Origin of the sequence: Microbacterium sp. (genome assembly GCF_035687345.1) — a bacterium.
In the GTDB taxonomy this organism is placed as follows: Bacteria; Actinomycetota; Actinomycetes; order Actinomycetales; family Microbacteriaceae; genus Microbacterium.
The window spans coordinates 1-17041 of the sequence record NZ_DASRXZ010000024.1; the positions used below are offsets into that span (position 1 = coordinate 1).

Annotated in this window: 15 protein-coding genes and 1 pseudogene; 8 read left to right on the forward strand and 8 right to left on the reverse strand. The window is 69.4% G+C overall.

Annotated features, from left to right (window positions below):
* A partial coding sequence (sdhC, locus tag VFF97_RS02505; RefSeq protein ID WP_325031915.1) for a succinate dehydrogenase, cytochrome b556 subunit occupies positions 1–242 on the reverse strand: 242 nt, incomplete at its 3' end.
* Between the two features lie 187 nt (positions 243–429).
* Between sdhC and VFF97_RS02510 the strand changes: the two genes are divergently transcribed.
* The 8 genes from VFF97_RS02510 (at position 430) to VFF97_RS02545 (ending at position 10015) form a co-directional block, all read left to right on the forward strand.
* Positions 430–1545: a mannose-1-phosphate guanylyltransferase gene (locus VFF97_RS02510; RefSeq protein ID WP_325031916.1), complete on the forward strand. Its 1116-nt coding sequence runs from the start codon at positions 430–432 to the stop codon at positions 1543–1545.
* Between the two features lie 149 nt (positions 1546–1694).
* Complete coding sequence (locus VFF97_RS02515; protein WP_325031917.1) at positions 1695–2807, forward strand: BMP family ABC transporter substrate-binding protein; 1113 nt, start codon at positions 1695–1697, stop codon at positions 2805–2807.
* A gap of 105 nt (positions 2808–2912) precedes the next feature.
* Positions 2913–4433 (forward strand): ABC transporter ATP-binding protein, encoded by a 1521-nt coding sequence (locus VFF97_RS02520; protein WP_325031918.1) that lies wholly within the window; start codon positions 2913–2915, stop codon positions 4431–4433.
* Positions 4430–5728: an ABC transporter permease gene (locus VFF97_RS02525; protein WP_325031919.1), complete on the forward strand. Its 1299-nt coding sequence runs from the start codon at positions 4430–4432 to the stop codon at positions 5726–5728. The genes VFF97_RS02520 and VFF97_RS02525 overlap by 4 nt, the downstream gene beginning before the upstream one ends.
* Before the next feature lie 29 nt (positions 5729–5757).
* Entirely contained in the window at positions 5758–7020 is a 1263-nt protein-coding gene (locus VFF97_RS02530) for an ABC transporter permease (RefSeq protein WP_325031929.1), read from the forward strand.
* A gap of 74 nt (positions 7021–7094) precedes the next feature.
* Complete coding sequence (locus VFF97_RS02535) at positions 7095–7496, forward strand: cytidine deaminase (protein ID WP_325031920.1); 402 nt, start codon at positions 7095–7097, stop codon at positions 7494–7496.
* On the forward strand, positions 7493–8791 hold the full coding sequence (locus VFF97_RS02540) for a thymidine phosphorylase (protein ID WP_325031921.1): 1299 nt from the start codon (positions 7493–7495) through the stop codon (positions 8789–8791). The genes VFF97_RS02535 and VFF97_RS02540 overlap by 4 nt, the downstream gene beginning before the upstream one ends.
* Positions 8792–8899: 108 nt before the next feature.
* On the forward strand, positions 8900–10015 hold the full coding sequence (locus tag VFF97_RS02545) for an adenosine deaminase (protein ID WP_325031922.1): 1116 nt from the start codon (positions 8900–8902) through the stop codon (positions 10013–10015).
* Positions 10016–10112: 97 nt separating this feature from the next.
* On the opposite strand, the gene VFF97_RS02550 is transcribed toward VFF97_RS02545, so the two are convergent.
* The 7 genes and pseudogenes from VFF97_RS02550 to VFF97_RS02580 form a co-directional block, all read right to left on the reverse strand.
* Positions 10113–11000 (reverse strand): hypothetical protein, encoded by an 888-nt coding sequence (locus tag VFF97_RS02550; RefSeq protein WP_325031923.1) that lies wholly within the window; start codon positions 10998–11000, stop codon positions 10113–10115.
* Positions 11001–11247: 247 nt separating this feature from the next.
* Positions 11248–12276: an SDR family oxidoreductase gene (locus VFF97_RS02555; protein ID WP_325031924.1), complete on the reverse strand. Its 1029-nt coding sequence runs from the start codon at positions 12274–12276 to the stop codon at positions 11248–11250.
* A complete protein-coding gene (locus VFF97_RS02560; protein ID WP_325031925.1) occupies positions 12273–13250 on the reverse strand; it encodes a bile acid:sodium symporter family protein in 978 nt (325 codons plus the stop codon). Before VFF97_RS02560 ends, VFF97_RS02555 begins: the two co-directional genes overlap by 4 nt.
* Entirely contained in the window at positions 13247–14617 is a 1371-nt protein-coding gene (locus VFF97_RS02565; protein WP_325031926.1) for an NAD(P)/FAD-dependent oxidoreductase, read from the reverse strand. Before VFF97_RS02565 ends, VFF97_RS02560 begins: the two co-directional genes overlap by 4 nt.
* Before the next feature lie 190 nt (positions 14618–14807).
* Positions 14808–15962 (reverse strand): mannitol-1-phosphate 5-dehydrogenase, encoded by a 1155-nt coding sequence (locus VFF97_RS02570; RefSeq protein WP_325031927.1) that lies wholly within the window; start codon positions 15960–15962, stop codon positions 14808–14810.
* Complete coding sequence (locus VFF97_RS02575; RefSeq protein WP_325031928.1) at positions 15959–16396, reverse strand: PTS sugar transporter subunit IIA; 438 nt, start codon at positions 16394–16396, stop codon at positions 15959–15961. The genes VFF97_RS02570 and VFF97_RS02575 overlap by 4 nt, the downstream gene beginning before the upstream one ends.
* Before the next feature lie 145 nt (positions 16397–16541).
* Positions 16542–17041, reverse strand: a pseudogene (locus tag VFF97_RS02580) (PTS mannitol transporter subunit IIB); the annotation flags it as partial.

The following is a 17041-nucleotide window of genomic DNA, read 5'->3' on the forward strand; positions in this document are numbered from 1 at the left end:
ACCTCGCCGAGTCCCATGATCGGGTTCTTGTAGGTGCCGATCACCGCGTCGTACGCCTCGGGCGAGACGCGGATGAGGGCCGTGTCGAGCACGTGCACCAACAGGAAGAAGAAGATCGCCACGCCGGTGATGCGGTGCAGCACCCACGACCACATGCCTTCGCGACCGCGGTACAGGGTTCCGCGGGGGGTTCGCGACGTGGTCTCGGATACCGACGGTGTGACGCGCGCTGGAGCAGACACGGCCCGTCCTTCCTAGGGGTAGAACGCGGATGCCCGGAGCACTTCGTCGGCCCCGGATCGGATCCCGGACGCTTCGCAGCGCCCTGACCATCCTATTCCCGTCTCACGGGCGCTTGGATCACGCAGGGCCGTGGCGTCCCGCCGGTCAGGAATCGTGCCGTGCGGTCCGCGCGGCTAGCCTGTGAGCATGGCCGGACCGATCGAGGACTTCTACGCCGTCATCCCCGCAGGCGGGATCGGCTCCCGGCTGTGGCCGCTCTCACGCGCGGACGCGCCCAAGTTCCTGCACGATCTGACGGGCTCGGGGCACACGCTCCTGCACGACACGTGGAAGCGGCTCGAGCCGCTCACGGGTCGCGACCGGATCGCCGTCGTGACCGGTCGCGCGCACCGCGCCGCGGTCGAGAAGGAGCTGCCCGGCATCCTCGACAAGAACGTGTTCCTCGAGTCCGAGCCGCGCGACTCGACCGCCGCGATCGGTCTCGCCGCCGCCGTCCTCTCGCGGCGGGAGCCGGACGTCATCATCGGCTCCTTCGCGGCCGACCACGTCATCCGCGTGCCGCATCTGTTCGAGTGGGCGGTGCGCCAGGCGGTCGAGGTCGCGCGCGAGGGCTTCGTGTGCACGATCGGCATCCAGCCGAGCGAGCCGTCCATCGGGTTCGGCTACATCAAGAAGAAGCGCGCACTCGTGATCGAGGGGGCGCCCGAGGCCGCGCTCGTCGAGAGCTTCGTGGAGAAGCCGGATCTCGAGACCGCGAAAGAGTACTTCGCATCGCGCGACCACCTCTGGAACGCGGGGATGTTCATCTCCCGCGCGGACGTGCTCCTGGGCGAGATCGCCGACAACCAGCCCGCCCTGTACGCCGGTCTCATGGACCTCGCCGAGGCGTGGGACGACCGCGACGCGCGGGGTCCCGTCGTCGACCGCGTGTGGCCGACGCTGCCGAAGATCGCGATCGACTACGCGGTGGCCGAGCCCGCGGCGGAGAAGGGGCGCCTCGCCGTCGTGCCGGGCCACTTCGACTGGGACGACGTGGGGGACTTCGCGAGTCTCGCGAAGCTCAACTCGAAGGGCCGCAAGAACGACCTCGCGGTGCTCGGCAAGAACGCGAGGATCCTGTCGGATGCCGCATCCGGCATCGTCGTGAGCCAGACGTCGCGCGTGATCAGCCTGATCGGGGTGACGGACATCGTCGTCGTCGACACGGATGACGCGCTGCTGGTCACCACCAGCGAGCACGCCCAGCGCGTGAAGGGCGTCGTCGACGCGCTCAAGCTCAACGGGCGCGGCGACGTCCTGTAAGGCTTCCTGCGAAGCCGCGATCGTCGTCTGTTGCGTCTTTGTAACCATTCGGCGCCAGTCCCCGTCCCGGCGTGCAACTCCCTGGTGACACTGGGTAACTTCTCTATGCACCCGCGAGGTCCGCGGGGTCTTCTCCCGTGGAGGTTGAGTTGACCGTTTCCACTCGAAAGCGACTGCTCGGCGGTCTGGTCGCCGCGAGCATGTTCGTCGCTCTTGCCGGCTGTGCGTCGGCCCCCGAAGACAACGGCGAGACCGGCGGCGCGGACGCCGGCGGCGCCGTCGAGGGCTTCCTGCCCTGCATGGTCTCCGACGCGGGCGGCTTCGACGACAAGTCGTTCAACCAGCTCGGCTACGAGGGCCTCGAGCGCGCGGCCGACCAGCTCGGCGTCGACTTCAAGGCCGTCGAGTCCGGCTCCGAGTCCGACTACGCGCCGAACATCACGAGCCTCATCGACCAGGGCTGCACCCTGATCATCACCGTCGGCTTCGCGCTCGCCGCGGCCGCGGGCGAGGCCGCCACGGCCAACCCCGACATCGAGTTCGTGTCGATCGACGACGTCGTCGACAACGACTTCGACGGCGAGACGGATGCGCCGAACATCAAGCCGATCGTCTTCGACACCGCGCAGGCCGCCTTCCTCGCCGGCTACGCGTCGGCGTCGTTCTCGACGGCCAAGAAGGTCGGCACCTTCGGCGGCATGAACTTCCCGACGGTCTCGATCTTCATGGACGGCTTCGCGCAGGGCGTGGAGTACTGGAACGAGCAGAAGGGCGACAACGTCGAGGTCATCGGCTGGGACCGCGCCGCTCAGGACGGTGTGTTCACGGGTGGCTTCGAGGCCAACCAGGACGCGATCAACGCCGCTCAGGGCATCGTCGACCAGGGCGTCGACGTGCTGCTGCCGGTCGGCGGCCCGATCTACCAGAGCGCCGCTTCGGTGATCCGCGGCTCCGGCCGTGAGATCGCACTCCTCGGTGTGGACGCCGACGTGTTCGAGACCGACCCGAGCGTCGCCGACCTCCTCCTGACTTCGATCCGCAAGCTCATCGACGTCGGTGTCGAAGAGGCCGTGGTCGCCGCGGGCCAGGGCGACTTCGACGCCACCCCGTTCGTGGGCACCCTCGAGAACGGCGGCGTGGGCCTGGCTCCGTTCCACGACTTCGAGGACCGCGTGTCGCCCGATCTGCAGGGCGAGCTCGACGAGATCGCAGCCGGCATCATCGACGGCTCGATCCCGGTCGAGTCCTACCTCGCGGGCTGATTCCCGCTCCCTGTGGGGAGGCCGGCACGCCGGCCTCCCCACAGCCGTATTCGCGGTGCCGCGGCCTCATCGCGCCGCCGCACCCTGCTCACTAGGATCTGCACCATGAAGCTCGAACTCCGCGGCATAACCAAGCGGTTCGGGAGCCTCGTCGCCAACGACCACATCGATCTCGTGGTCGAGCCCGGCGAGATCCACTGCCTCCTCGGCGAGAACGGCGCCGGCAAGTCCACCCTCATGAACGTCCTGTACGGGCTGTACCAGGCTGACGAAGGCGTCATCCTGCTCGACGGCCACGTCCAGAACTTCCGCGGTCCCGGCGACGCGATGCGCGCAGGGATCGGCATGGTGCACCAGCACTTCATGCTCATCCCCGTCTTCACGGTCGCCGAGAACGTCATGCTCGGCCACGAGTCGACGAAGGCCGCGGGACTCCTCGACGTCGAGGAGGCGCGCAAGCGCGTCCGCGAGATCTCGTCGCGATTCGGATTCGACGTCGATCCGGATGCCGTCGTCGAAGACCTCCCCGTCGGCGTGCAGCAGCGCGTCGAGATCATCAAGGCGCTGTCGCGCGACGCGAAGGTGCTCGTGTTCGACGAGCCGACCGCGGTGCTGACGCCGCAGGAGACCGACGAGCTCATGGGGATCATGCGCCAGCTGCGCGAGACCGGCGCGTCGATCGTCTTCATCACCCACAAGCTCCGCGAGGTCCGCGAGGTCGCCGACCGCATCACCGTCATCCGCCTCGGCAAGGTCGTCGGCGAGGCCGAGCCGACGGCGACGAACGCGGAGCTCGCGTCGATGATGGTCGGGCGCGCGGTCGAGCTCACGGTGCAGAAGGACCCGCCGAAGCCCAACGACAGCTCCCTCGTCGTCGAGAGACTCACCGTCATCGACCCGCGCGGGCAGGTCACCGTCAACGACGTGAGCTTCGAAGTGCGAGGCGGCGAGATCCTCGCGATCGCCGGCGTCCAGGGCAACGGCCAGACCGAGCTGACCGAGGCGCTCGTCGGACTGCAGCCGAAGGTGCAGGGCTCGGTGCGACTCAACGGCGAGGAGCTGGTGGGGCGCAGCATCCGTCACATCCTCGATGCCGGCGTCGGCTTCGTGCCCGAGGACCGCAAGGAGGACGGCCTGGTCGGGGCGTTCACGATCGCCGAGAACCTCATGCTCGACCGCGCGAACGGCGAGCCGTTCGTCAAGGCCGGCAACGTGCAGCGCAAGACGCTCGAGCGCTTCGCGAAGGAGAAGTTCACCGAGTTCGACGTGCGGGCCCCCGGAATCGACACCCCGGTCGGGTCGCTTTCGGGCGGCAACCAGCAGAAGGTGGTGCTGGCGCGCGAGCTGAGCCGCGACCTGTCGCTGCTCGTGGCGGCCCAGCCCACGCGCGGCGTCGACGTCGGATCGATCGAGTTCATCCACAAGCGCATCGTCGCGACGCGCGACGAGGGCGTTCCCGTGGTCGTCGTCTCCACCGAGCTCGACGAGGTCACCGCCCTCGCGGACCGCATCATGGTCATGTATCGCGGCAGGATCGTCGGCATCGTGCCGGGCGACACGCCACGCGACGTGCTCGGCCTCATGATGGCCGGCGTGACGCCCGAGACGGAAGGAGCCGCAGCGTGAGCTCTTCCAGCGCGCCCCTGGCGCCCGCCGAGGCGCCGCCTCCTTCCAAATGGCATGAGACGTTCCTGAGGATCACGCAGGGCAACTGGCTCATCTCGGTGCTGGCCGTGCTTCTCGCACTGATCGTCGGCGGCATCATGATCGCGGCGACCGACGAGGACGTCCAGCAGGCGGCGGGATACTTCTTCGCGCGACCGGGTGACACCTTCGCCGCGATCTGGGACGCCGTCGCCGGCGCGTACGCCGCGCTCTTCCAGGGGTCGATCTACAACTTCAACGCGGCGAGCTTCGAGCGCGGCATCCGCCCCCTCACCGAGACGCTCACGTTCGCGACCCCGCTCATCGCGGCCGGCCTCGGCGTCGCGCTGACGTTCCGCATCGGCATGTTCAACATCGGCGGTCGCGGCCAGATGCTCCTGGCCTCGGCGGGCGCCGGATGGATCGCGTTCGGGTTCGACCTGCCGTGGGGCATCCACATGATCCTGGCGCTCATCGTCGGCATGGCCGCCGGCGCGCTCTGGGCGGGAATCGCGGGCTTCCTCAAGGCGAGGACCGGCGCGCACGAGGTGATCGTGACGATCATGCTCAACTACGTCGCCTTCTACCTCATCTCGTGGATGCTGCGCACGCCCGGGCTCCTCCAGGCGCCGGGTTCGAGCAACCCGAAGACGCCTCCGATGAAGGACACCGCGATCTTCCCCGACCTGCTCGGTCCGCAGTACAACCTGCACTTCGGGTTCGTCCTCGTGGTCGGCGCGACCGTGCTCGTGTGGTGGATCCTGAGTCGGTCGAGCCTCGGCTTCCAGTTCCGGGCGGTCGGCGAGAACCCGAACGCCGCACGAGTCGCGGGCATCAACGTCAAGAACATGTACATCTACGGCATGCTCATCTCGGGCGCGCTCGTGGGCCTCGCCGGCGTCAACCAGGTGCTCGGCACGATCACGACGGGTTTCACGGCGGGCATCGACGCGGGCATCGGCTTCGATGCGATCACGGTCGCGCTGCTCGGCCGGTCCACGCCGTGGGGCACGTTCGCGGCGGGCATCCTGTTCGGCGCGTTCAAGGCCGGCGGCTTCGCGATGCAGGCGGGCGAGCAGATCCCGATCGAGATCGTGACGGTCGTGCAGTCGCTCATCGTGCTGTTCATCGCCGCACCGCCGCTCGTGCGCGCGATCTTCTTCCTGCCGTCGCCCGAACGCGATCGCCGTCGGGCCGAGAAGGCGCGATTGAAGGCCCTCAAGGCCGCGACCGAGGCCGACACCGCCGACGCCGAGCTCGAGGGGGCAGCCAAGTGAGCGCGCCGCATGTCGACACCGCGGGCCTCATGCCCGAGACGCCCGTCACCGTCGAGAAGGCGGTGCTGCGGAGCTGGAAGCCGCCGATCGCGCTCGGGATCTTCGCGCTGCTGTTCGGCATCCTCGTGTTCTTCGCGCCGCGCGCCGGAGACACGAACTTCCGCCTGTCCACACAGGCCGATGTCATCCAGCTCGGCGACGTCGCAGTCCCCGTGTTCCTCACGACGCTGATCTGCTTCCTGCTGCTCGCGCTGCTGGCCGCGGCATCCGCGTATTTCGTCCAGCGATTCGCACGCACACCGCTGTGGGTCATCATCGTGTTCGTGATCGTGGCGGTCATCGGGTTCCTCACGTGGGCCGCGGCCGGCGCGACGATCCCCGTGGCGGGCCTGCTCGCCGGATCCCTCGGCCTCGCGGTGCCGCTCATCTACGGCGCGCTGTGCGGCGTGATCGGCGAGCGCGCGGGCGTCGTGAACATCGCGATCGAGGGTCAGCTGCTCGCGGGCGCGTTCACGGCCGCGGTCGTGTCGTCGATCACGAAGCAGCCGTTCCTCGGGCTGCTCGCCGCGATGGTCGCGGGCATGCTCGTCGCGGCAGTGCTCGCGGCCTTCGCGATCAAGTACCTCGTCGACCAGGTCATCGTCGGTGTCGTGCTCAACGTGCTCGTGATCGGCCTGACGGGCTTCCTCTTCTCGCAGGTGCTCGCGCCGAACGCTGCGCTGCTGAACACGCCGGCGCGGTTCGACCGCATCCCGATCCCGATCCTGAGCGACATCCCGATCATCGGTCCGGTGTTCTTCCGGCAGACGATCATCGTCTACATCATGTACTTCGCCGTCGCGCTGGTGTACATCGGGATGTTCCACACGCGCTGGGGGCTGCGCCTTCGGGCCGTCGGCGAGCACCCGCAGGCCGCCGACACGGTCGGCATCAAGGTGAACCAGACCCGGTTCTGGAACGTGCTGCTCGCGGGCGCCATCGCCGGCCTCGGCGGCACGGTGTTCACGATCGGGGCCGGCATCGCCTTCAACAAGGAGATGACCGCGGGGGCGGGCTTCATCGCGCTCGCCGCCGTCATCTTCGGCCAGTGGGATCCGATCAAGGCGACGCTCGCGGCGCTCCTGTTCGGGTTCGCGTCGAACCTGCAGAACACCCTGAGCGTCATCGGCTCGCCCGTGCCGAGCGAGTTCATGCTCATGGTCCCGTACCTCGTGACGATCTTCGTGGTCGCCGGTGTCGTCGGGAAGTCTCGCGCACCGGCCGCCGACGGAAAGCCGTACATCAAGGGGTGATCCATGCCTGAACGACGACGCGCGGGCCGGGCCGCCTCCGACCCTCCCGATACCGACCCGAAAGGTGGCCGTTCGTGACCGACATCGACTGGGATGAGCTCCGCGCTGCGGCGACCGACGCGATGCGCCGCGCCTACGCGCCGTACTCGCGGTACCGGGTAGGCGCCGCCGCGCTGGTCACCGACGGGCGGATCGTCACCGGATGCAACGTCGAGAACGCCTCGTACGGAGTCGGGCTGTGTGCCGAGTGCGGGCTCGTGAGCGAGCTCGCCAACACCGGCGGCGGCAACCTCGTCGCGTTCGTGTGCGTCAACAACGACGGTCACACGATCATGCCGTGCGGACGTTGCCGGCAGCTGCTCTACGAGTTCGCGATCCCGGGCATGCTGCTGGAGACGGTGTCGGGCATCCGCACGATCGACGAGGTGCTGCCCGACGCGTTCGGTCCGCGAGATCTCGAGGAGGCGGCGAGATGACGGATGCCGGGGTCGAGCCCTTCGACGCGGTGGACGTCATCCGCGCGAAGCGCGACGGCGGCGAGGTGCCCGAAGACGCGCTGCGCTGGATGATCGACGCCTACACACGCGAATACGTCTCGGACGCGCAGATGGCGGCCTTCGCGATGGCGGTGCTGCTGAACGGCATGACGCGCGACGAGATCCGCGTCATGACCGACGCGATGATCGCGTCGGGCGAGCGCATGAGCTTCGAGGGCCTCGGCAAGCCGACTGCAGACAAGCACTCGACGGGCGGCGTCGGCGACAAGATCACCCTCCCTCTCGCCCCGCTCGTCGCGTCGTTCGGTGTCGCGGTGCCGCAGTTGTCCGGCCGGGGCCTCGGGCATACGGGCGGCACGCTCGACAAGCTGGAGTCGATCCCCGGGTGGCGCGCCGCGCTCACGAACGAAGAGCTCTTCGCCCAGCTGCGCGACGTCGGCGCCGTGATCTGCGCGGCCGGCACGGGACTCGCGCCGGCCGACAAGCGCCTCTACGCGCTGCGCGATGTCACCGGCACGGTCGAGGCCATTCCACTGATCGCGTCGAGCATCATGTCGAAGAAGATCGCCGAGGGCACGGGCGCGCTCGTGCTCGACGTCAAGTTCGGCTCGGGAGCGTTCATGCACGACCTCGACCGCGCACGCGAGCTCGCGCGCACGATGGTCGAGCTCGGCACCGACTCGGGCGTCGCGACCACCGCGCTGCTCACCGACATGAACACGCCGCTCGGCCTCGCGATCGGCAACGCGAACGAGGTCCGCGAATCGGTCGAGGTGCTCGCCGGCGGCGGTCCCGCCGACGTCGTCGAGCTCACCGTCGCGCTCGCGCGGGAGATGCTCGCCCTCGCGGGGCAGCCCGACGCCGACGTCGAGGAGGCATTGCGCGACGGGCGCGCGATGGACACGTGGCGTGCCATGATCCGCGCGCAGGACGGTGATCCGGATGCGGCACTGCCGACGCCGCGCGAGACGCACACCATCACCGCGCCGAACTCCGGGGTCGTCACCCGCATGGACGCACTCGCGTTCGGCATCGGCGCGTGGCGCCTCGGCGCCGGGCGTGCCCGTGCACAAGACCCCGTCGTACACGCAGCCGGCATCGATCTTCACGCGAAGCCCGGCGATGAGGTCGCCGCAGGTCAGCCGCTGTTCACGCTCCTCGCGGACGACGAGGCGCGGTTCGCGCGCGCCCTCGAGGCCGTCGAGGGGGCGTGGGAGATCGGGTCGGATGCTCCGCCGCCCGCGCCGCTGGTCAGGGAGCGCATCACGGGCTGAGCGGAGCCGCCCGATCCAGTAGCGTCACCAGTGGCTCACCGACTGCCGCAGCACCACCCACCCGAACATCACACGTCTTTCATTCGAATCGCCGCAGAGGAGCACCACATGCCCATCGACCAGCACGGGGACGCGGTCCTCGACGGTGTCTCGATCCGGAGCCTTCCGAAGGTGTCGCTGCACGACCACCTCGACGGCGCCGTGCGTCCCGCGACGATCATCGAGCTCGCCGACGAGATCGGGCTCGAGGTGCCCGAGACGGACCCCGACGCCCTCGCGGACTGGTTCGCCGACAAGAGCGACTCGGGCTCGCTGGTCGAGTACCTCAAGACGTTCGACCTCACGACCGCCGTCATGCAGACGCGCGAGGGCCTCACGCGCGTCGCGCGCGAGTTCGTCGAGGACCTGGCCGAGGACGGCGTCATCTACGGCGAGGTGCGCTGGGCGCCGGAGCAGCATCTCGCTCGCGGCCTCTCGCTCGACGACGTCGTGGAGGCCGTGCAGGAGGGGATCGAAGCGGGCGAGGATGCGGCGGCGTCCGCGGGCCGCGACATCCGCGTCGGCCAGCTCATCACGGCCATGCGGCACACCGATCGTTCCCTCGAGATCGCGCGTCTCGCCGTGGAGTGGCGCACGCGCGGCGCCGTGGGCTTCGACATCGCGGGTCCCGAGGACGGCTTCCCGCCGTCGCGGCACCGCGAGGCGTTCGACTATCTCGCGTCGGAGTTCTTCCCGGCGACCGTGCACGCCGGCGAGGCCGCGGGACTCGACTCGATCCGCTCGGCGCTCCTCGACGGACGCGCGCTGCGCCTCGGGCACGGCGTCCGCGTCGCCGAGGACCTCGAGATCGTGTCGCGCGAGGGCGAGGAAGTGCTCGTGCAGTTCGGCGACCTCGCGCGCTGGGTGCGCGACCGCGAGATCACGCTCGAGCTGTCGCCGTCGTCGAACCTGCAGACCGGTGCGATCGCGGCGTGGGGCACGACGCTCGATGACCACCCGTTCGACCTGCTGTACCAGCTCGGCTTCTCCGTCACGGTGAACGTCGACAACCGCACGATGAGCCGCACGTCGCTCACGCGGGAGTTGGCGCTGCTCGCCGAAACCTTCGATTACGGGCTCGACGACCTCGAGGAGTTTCAGCTCAACGCCGCCGCAGGCGCGTTCCTTCCCGTCGAGCAGCGCGAGGAGCTCATCGACCTCATCTCCGAGGGCTTCGGCGACTGACGCGCGCGGCCGCCCGCTCGTCTGCGGCGACCGCCGCGGGCGTGTACCGAACTCCGGAGGCCTCGTCCCACGGCGCGGCGGAGCGCCGATTCGCCGGTCATCTCGCGACGGACGTCGCCATCTGTCCGGAGTTGCGTACGGCGAAAGGGCCGCCGGGTCCGCAGGCGACGATCTGCCGCAGTGCCGACAGCACGACATCGCCACGCCACATGACGTCTTCGGCGAGCAGCCGCACCGTCGAGTAGCCGAGCCGTGCGGCGGCGAGGTCCCGGCGCCGGTCGCGCTTCTGAGCCTCCCAATCGGCGTGGAACTGCTCGCTGTCGCACTCGATGATGAGCCATCCGTCGACCACGAAGTCGACCCGACCGACGCCCGCGAGCTCCGCCTGCACGTCGACGCGGCATCCGATCGCACGGAGCATGAGCCGGACGAGTGTCTCCGGCCCTGACTCGCTCCGTCGGTCGAGCAAACGGCGGAGCACACGATGGCGACGAGGCAGAAGCGCGAAGATGACCGCGAGATCGTCCTCGTCGATGAGGCGGAGGTGCCACGCGCTGTCCAGTGTCGCGACGGCGGCGCGGGGTTCCTGGCACCGGACGGCCTGCACGAGCGCTTCGATGAGAGGAGTTGCGAGGTCATCGTTCAGGGCGGCCGTCGGACGCCAGTGCCGAACGACGTCATCCGGGCGGGCGGGCACGCGGCTGGCATCCGGCTTCATCTGGATGTGGAGGTGAGGGGTGTCGCGGACGAACACTCCGAGTTCGTGCAGGAGGGAGACGCAGTCCACGCGCCCGCCCAGGCTCGCTGCCCGAACGAACACGGAGTCGGTTCCCGCTCTCACGTACCGCCCTCTGCGGACGCGGATGAGGCGGCCATCGGCCACGGCCTCCGCCAGCCGGCGTCGAGTCATGCCGCGCTCGCGCAGCGCCTGCGTCGAGAGCAGGGTGGGTGGCCTCCTCCGCAACGGCTGTCTCGTCCTGCGCATGGTTCCACGGTGGGCGTCGGCGCTCGGGGCTGCGCCGCGCGGCAGTTGGAATGTGGAGAGTCAACCGCGAGACACGTGCGGAGGAGGAGCGGACCGAACTCCGGAGAAAGTCGGTCGAGGGCCGCCGTTCGGTGGCGAATCGCCGCCTCGACGGCCGATACTCCGGAGTTCGGTACGCCGAGCGGGTGCCGGCGCGCGCAGCGCGCGCGGCGCGCCGCGCGGGCGCGGGCGCAGCGCGGCGCGCGCGTCAGCCCCGCACGACCTCCGGGTGCGAGGCGATGTAGGCCTCGAACGCCTCGGCGGAGGTCATGCGCGGCGTGTAGCCGAACTCCTCCTTGAGCGCGTCGTTCGCGAGCACGGGCCGATAGCGCAGGAAGCCGACCTGCTCGGGCCCGTGCACGGTGAGGCGCAGCGCGCGACCGACGCGCAGCGCGAACGCGAGCACACCCGCCGGCACCGTGAAGACGCGCTTGCCGAGACGCGCGGCGAGCTCGCGCACGCTGACGCGACCGTCGCCCGCGACGTTGTACACGCCGGGCGGGCCGTCGGTCGCACCGCGCGCGATCGCCGCGGCGACGTCGTCGACCCACACGAACACGAAGGGCGAATCGGAGCCGCGGATCGCGAGGATGCGGCGCCCCTTCCACAGGGCTGTGATCTGGTTCTCGACCGTCGGGCCCAGGATCGTGCCGATGCGGAAGACGACCTGCTCGAGCTCGGGGTGGGCGAGGCGGTAGCCGGCGAGCATCTGCTCGACGAGCCGCTTGTGCTTCGAGTAGGGGAACTCGTCGTTGCCGCGCACGGGGTCGCTCTCGCGCAGCCACTCGGGGTTGTCGGGGTGGTAGCCGTATGCGGCCCCCGACGATGACACCACGATGCGCCGCACGCCTGCCTCGACGCACGCCTCGAGCACGTGCCGCGTGCCGTCGACGTCGACGCGGTATTCGAGATCGTGGTCGCGGCCCGGGTTCACGATCGCGGCGAGATGCACGACCACGTCGATGTCGTGGCGGCGCATCAGCTCGACGAGCCCGTCGGGACGCGTGACGTCGCACTCCTCGTACTGCACACCGTCGATCGGATGCCCCGGCCGCCGCACATCGCCCGCGACGACGAGCGACACCTCGGGTCGCGCCCCGAGCGCCTCGGCGACGTGCGATCCGAGGAATCCGGCGCCGCCCGTGATGAGCACGCGCACGTCCTTCACCTCCGTCGTGTCGCGCCCGCGCGCGGCGTTCCGCGCGATGGGCCGGACGTCGTGTCCGTCGATCGTCATGATGTCGCCTCCGCCGCGGCATCCGTCGGCTCCGTCGGCTCGGCGTGCCGCGAAGCGTCTCCCTTCACCGAGCCGGTGCGCCGCTTCGTGTGACGCGCCCACAGTGCGGCGACGATGAGGCCCGCGATGATGTCCCAGATGCCCCACCATCCGGCCACGATCGCCATGCCGCCGAGCCCGCCGAAGAACGTGAAGACGAGGCCGAGGCCCAGACCCGCGTTGCGGATGCCGACCTCGAACGTCATGGCCTTGCGCTCGCGCGTCCCGAGGCCGCCGACGACCGCGGTGCTGTAGCCGATGGCGAGTGCGACGGCGTCGTGCACCGTGACCACGAGCACGATGATCCCGAGGAACGCGACGAAGTACGCCCAGTTGCCGGCAAGGGCGGCGACGATGAATCCGAGCAGCGCGATGAGCGAGAACCACTTCACGAACGGCTGCACCTTCGCCGCGAATTTCGGGAATCGCGCGCGCACGACCAGGCCGATCACGAAGGGCAGACCGATGATCAGGAAGATCTCGAGCAGCATCTGCCACGGGTTGAGCGACACCGCCTCGAGCAGCTCGCGCGCGGTGGGGTGCAGCGACCCCCAGAACGCGATCGACAGCGGCAGCATGAAGATGTAGATCGCGTTGCCGACGGCGGTCATCGACACCGACAGCGCGACATTTCCGCCCGCGCGGTGCGTGAGCACCTGCGAGATGTTGCCGGGCGGACAGCACGCCACGAGGATCATGCCGAGTGCCATCGACGGCGTCACCGGCAGGATGAGCGTCAGCCCGAACGTCACCGCCGGCAGCACGACGAGCTGCGCGAGGATCGCGATCACGAACGGCTTCGGCTTGCGCACGACGACCTTGAAGTCCTCGGGCGTCGTGTCGAGGGCGATCCCGAGCATGATCAGCCCGAGCACGACGTTAAGGATGATGAGCGTTCCGGGCGTGAAGTTCAGGACGACGTCGTCGGGGTTCATGCGGTCACCTTCTCGGGTGCGCGGCGAGCGGGGGAGGACGAACGGATGCCGCGGCCCCCACCCGCGACGTCGCCGCGCAGTTCGGCCGTCGCCTCGCGCACCGCGCGCCGGTATGCGTCTTTGTTGACGTAGTACGACATGCGCTCGAGGCCGAGGTACCTGTACCCCGCGGTCAGGTCGGGCCACGGGGCATCCGTGATCCGTCGCCGGAAGGCGGCGCGCCGGTCGGGCGTCGCGGTGAGATAGGCGGCGATGAGCTCGGCTTGCTCGTAGCGGCCCTGCCACCCGATGCCTGATGCCTCGATCATGCCCATCACGAAGAGCCCGTTGAAGGCGCCGTCGACGGGCGGCGGGAAGATGTTGAGGAAGAGCTTCGGCGCCCACCCGCTCCAGTTGAGCTCCTCGCGCGCGACGAACGGGTAGTCGAGTGTGTAGCCGGTGGCGAGCAGGACGAGGTCGTATTGTCCGATCGTCCCGTCGCGGAAGTGCACCGTGTCGCCGTCGAACCGGTCGACGTCGGGGCGGATGCGCAGGTCGCCCTGTCCGAGGTGGTTCAGGATGAGCGTGTTGACGATCGGGTGCGACTCGTAGATCTTGTAGGCCGGCTTCGGGAAGCCGAACCGCGTCGGGTCGCCCGTGAAGGCGCGCAGCACGCGGGCGTCGATGAACTGCTTGATGGGGCGGGGGAGCGGGCGGCCTTGGTTGAGCGTGTCGGACGGCTTGCCGAAGATGTAGCGCGGCACGAAGTAATAGCCGCGGCGCACGCTCATGTCGACGGATGCCGCGTGGTGCACGGCATCGACGGCGATGTCGCACCCCGAATTGCCCGCGCCGATGATGAGCACGCGCTTGCCGGTGAGCTGCGTCGCGCGCTTGTACCTCGACGTGTGCATGATCTCGCCGGTGAACTCGCCGCGGAACTCGGGCACGTTCGGCTCGGCGAGCGTGCCGTTCGCGAGGATCACACCGTCGTACCTCGCCTCGATCGGACCGTCCGGTCCGTCTGCGCGCAGCGTCCACAGGCCGTCGACTCCACGTTCGAGCGCGGTGACCTTCGTCTCGAACGTGAAGTGCTCGGTGAGGCGGAAGTGCTCGGCGTAGTCGCGGAAATACTCGATGAGCGTGCGGTGGCTCGGGTAGTCGGCATCCGTCTTCATCGGGAACTCGGCGAACTCGGTCGTCGTGCGCGACGAGATGAGGTGCGCCGACTCGTACATCGTCGAGCGCGGGTTCTCGATGTCCCACAGGCCGCCGACGCCGCGGGAGGCCTCGTAGCCGTCGAACTCGATGCCCGCCTTCTGCAGCGCCCGCGCCGCGGAGAGTCCCGATGGCCCGGCGCCCACGATGGCATAGCGGTGCTGTTGCATTTCTCCCCAGACTCCGTCGTCCCGGTGTTTCGGCCTTGGATACCCTACGGCGTTAGAGGCCGCTAACCGAAATCATCCGCCCACAGGGTGAGCGCGCTCCGTCTCGTCGCGCCGCTCCTCGCTCGGCGTGCGGAAGGACACGGAGACGGAGCGGGCGCAGCGGACGACGCCCCGCCCCGACGGGGGACGGTCAGCCCGCGATCGCCGCCTGCCGCTTCTCGACCTCGGCGCGCACCTTGGCGAACAGCGGATGCTCCGGCTCGAGCCCCGTGACCTCGGACGTGAAAGCGGCCGCGTCGAGCTCGCGCAGCATCCGCTGCATGTCGACCGACTGCGGGTCCTCTTCGTCTTCGAACGCGAGGGCCGCGCCCATCGCCGCGACCAGAGCGTCGACGGGGAGACCGCGCTCCGCCGCCTCGGCCGCGGGTCCGACGAACCGCTCGTGGCGCGAGAGCTTACGCAGCGGCTGACGACCGACGCGCCACACGGTGTCGGGGAGCGCGGGATTGCGGAACCGCTTGAGGATCGTCTCGCGGTACGACCCGAGGTCGTGCGGATCGAGCTCGTGCTTGGCCACGAGCAGCTCCGACGTCTCCTCGAGGGTCGCTGCGACCTTCGCGGCGATGTCGGGGTCGGCGAGGGCGTCCGAGATCTTCTCGACACCCGCCTGCGCGCCGAAGTACGCCGTCGTCGCGTGGCCGGTGTTGACGGTGAAGAGCTTGCGCTCGATGTAGGGCGCGAGATCGTCGACGAAGTGCGCGCCCGGGATGTTGGGCGGATCGTCGCCGAACGGCGGCCGCTCGATCGCCCACTCGTAGAAGGGCTCGACCGTGACGTCGACGCCGGCGCCCTCGGCCTGCGCCGGCACGATGCGGTCGACCGCCGTGTTCGCGAACACGGCGCGCGCGGTGATCGCATCCCACGCGTCGCCCGCACGCTCGCGGATCTCGTCGCGCAGCAGGTCGGTCGCGTTGATCGCGTTCTCGCACGCCATGATCTGGAGAGGCGGCGATTGCGGGTCGCGCAGTGCGAGCCCCGACAGGATCAGCGGCGCGACGAACTTCAGCACGGTCGGCCCGACCGCGGTGGTCACGACATTGGCGCCGGCCACCTCTTCGATGACGTGATCCGGATGCTCCGCGCTGTTGATCGCGCGGAACCCCGTCACGACGATGTCGCGGCCACCCTCGCCCACCTCGTGCACGGTGTACGAGTCGACCGCGTTGATCGCGTCGACGAGGGGCGCTGCGACGTCGGAGAAGACGAGCTCGTAGCCGCCCTCGTGCAGCAGCAGGCCGACGAACCCGCGGCCGATGTTGCCCGCCCCGAAATGAACGGCCCTCATGACACTTCTGCCGAGACGAGGGCGAACAGCTCCTCGGGGGTCTCGGCCTGCTTGAGCTTGGCGACCTCGTCCTCGTCGGAGAAGAGGATCGCGATCTTCGACAGGATCTCGAGGTGCTCGTCGCCCTTGCCGGCGATGCCGACCACGAACGTGACCGGATCGCCGTCCCAGTCGACGCCGCCGTCGTATCGCACGACCGACAGGGCCGAGTCGAGGATCGCGTCCTTCGTCTCGTTCGTGCCGTGCGGGATCGCCAGCTCGTTGCCCATGTACGTCGACACCGTCTGCTCGCGCTGCTGCATCGCGTCGAAGTACGCCGACGTGACCGCGCCCGCCGCCTCGAGGATGTCGGCCGCCTCCTTCATCGCCTGCTCGCGCGTCGCGCTGCCGGAGTGGATGCGCACCTGCCCGATGCTGAGGACCTCACGTGCCATGTCAGTCGCCTTTCTCTGTCGATGCGGATGCCGCGGACCGAGGGCCACGGGGTGGGGGGCTGTCGCCCGCCCCACCCCGCAGCGGTCATGTGTTCTCTTCTGTCGCGGGGGATCGCGCGACGACGCGCTGGGCTCAGCTCGTCGCTTACGGTGCCCCGCCCTCCGAACCATCCTCGTGCTGCGCACGCACGAGGTCTACGACCTCGTCGTACCTGGGGGAGTTCATGAAGTTGTCCACAGACACATGGATGGCGTCGGGTGCCGTCTGGCGCGCCCGGTCGGTGAGCTGATTCTGCGTGATGACCAGGTCGGCCGACGAGTCGAGGGCGGCGATGGCCTTGTTGGTCACCGTGACGTCCTCGATGCCCGCCTTCTTGATCTTGTTGCGCAGAACGCTCGCGCCCATCGCCGACGAGCCCATGCCCGCGTCGCACGCGAACACGATGTTCTTCACCTCGCGCTCGGTCATCGTCGCGGGCTCGATTCCGCCGTCCGCCTGGGTGGCCGCGCCGCCGCGAAGCCCTGCGAGCGTGTCGGAGGACTTGCCCTTCGCGGCCTCGGTCTGTGTGATCGCCGCACCGAACGCGTCGTCGGTCGCCGCCATCGCCTCCAGGTCCCGCTTGCGCGATGCCCGCAGGATCGCCC

Coding starts and splice junctions, on each gene's coding strand:
- VFF97_RS02510 (WP_325031916.1), top strand. CDS start 430: ATGGCCGGACCGATCGAGGACTTCTACGCCGTCATCCCCGCAGGCGGG.
- VFF97_RS02520 (WP_325031918.1), top strand. CDS start 2,913: ATGAAGCTCGAACTCCGCGGCATAACCAAGCGGTTCGGGAGCCTCGTC.
- VFF97_RS02530 (WP_325031929.1), top strand. CDS start 5,758: ATGCCCGAGACGCCCGTCACCGTCGAGAAGGCGGTGCTGCGGAGCTGG.
- VFF97_RS02540 (WP_325031921.1), top strand. CDS start 7,493: ATGACGGATGCCGGGGTCGAGCCCTTCGACGCGGTGGACGTCATCCGC.
- VFF97_RS02545 (WP_325031922.1), top strand. CDS start 8,900: ATGCCCATCGACCAGCACGGGGACGCGGTCCTCGACGGTGTCTCGATC.
- VFF97_RS02550 (WP_325031923.1), bottom strand. CDS start 11,000: ATGCGCAGGACGAGACAGCCGTTGCGGAGGAGGCCACCCACCCTGCTC.
- VFF97_RS02555 (WP_325031924.1), bottom strand. CDS start 12,276: ATGACGATCGACGGACACGACGTCCGGCCCATCGCGCGGAACGCCGCG.
- VFF97_RS02560 (WP_325031925.1), bottom strand. CDS start 13,250: ATGAACCCCGACGACGTCGTCCTGAACTTCACGCCCGGAACGCTCATC.
- VFF97_RS02565 (WP_325031926.1), bottom strand. CDS start 14,617: ATGCAACAGCACCGCTATGCCATCGTGGGCGCCGGGCCATCGGGACTC.
- VFF97_RS02570 (WP_325031927.1), bottom strand. CDS start 15,962: ATGAGGGCCGTTCATTTCGGGGCGGGCAACATCGGCCGCGGGTTCGTC.
- VFF97_RS02575 (WP_325031928.1), bottom strand. CDS start 16,396: ATGGCACGTGAGGTCCTCAGCATCGGGCAGGTGCGCATCCACTCCGGC.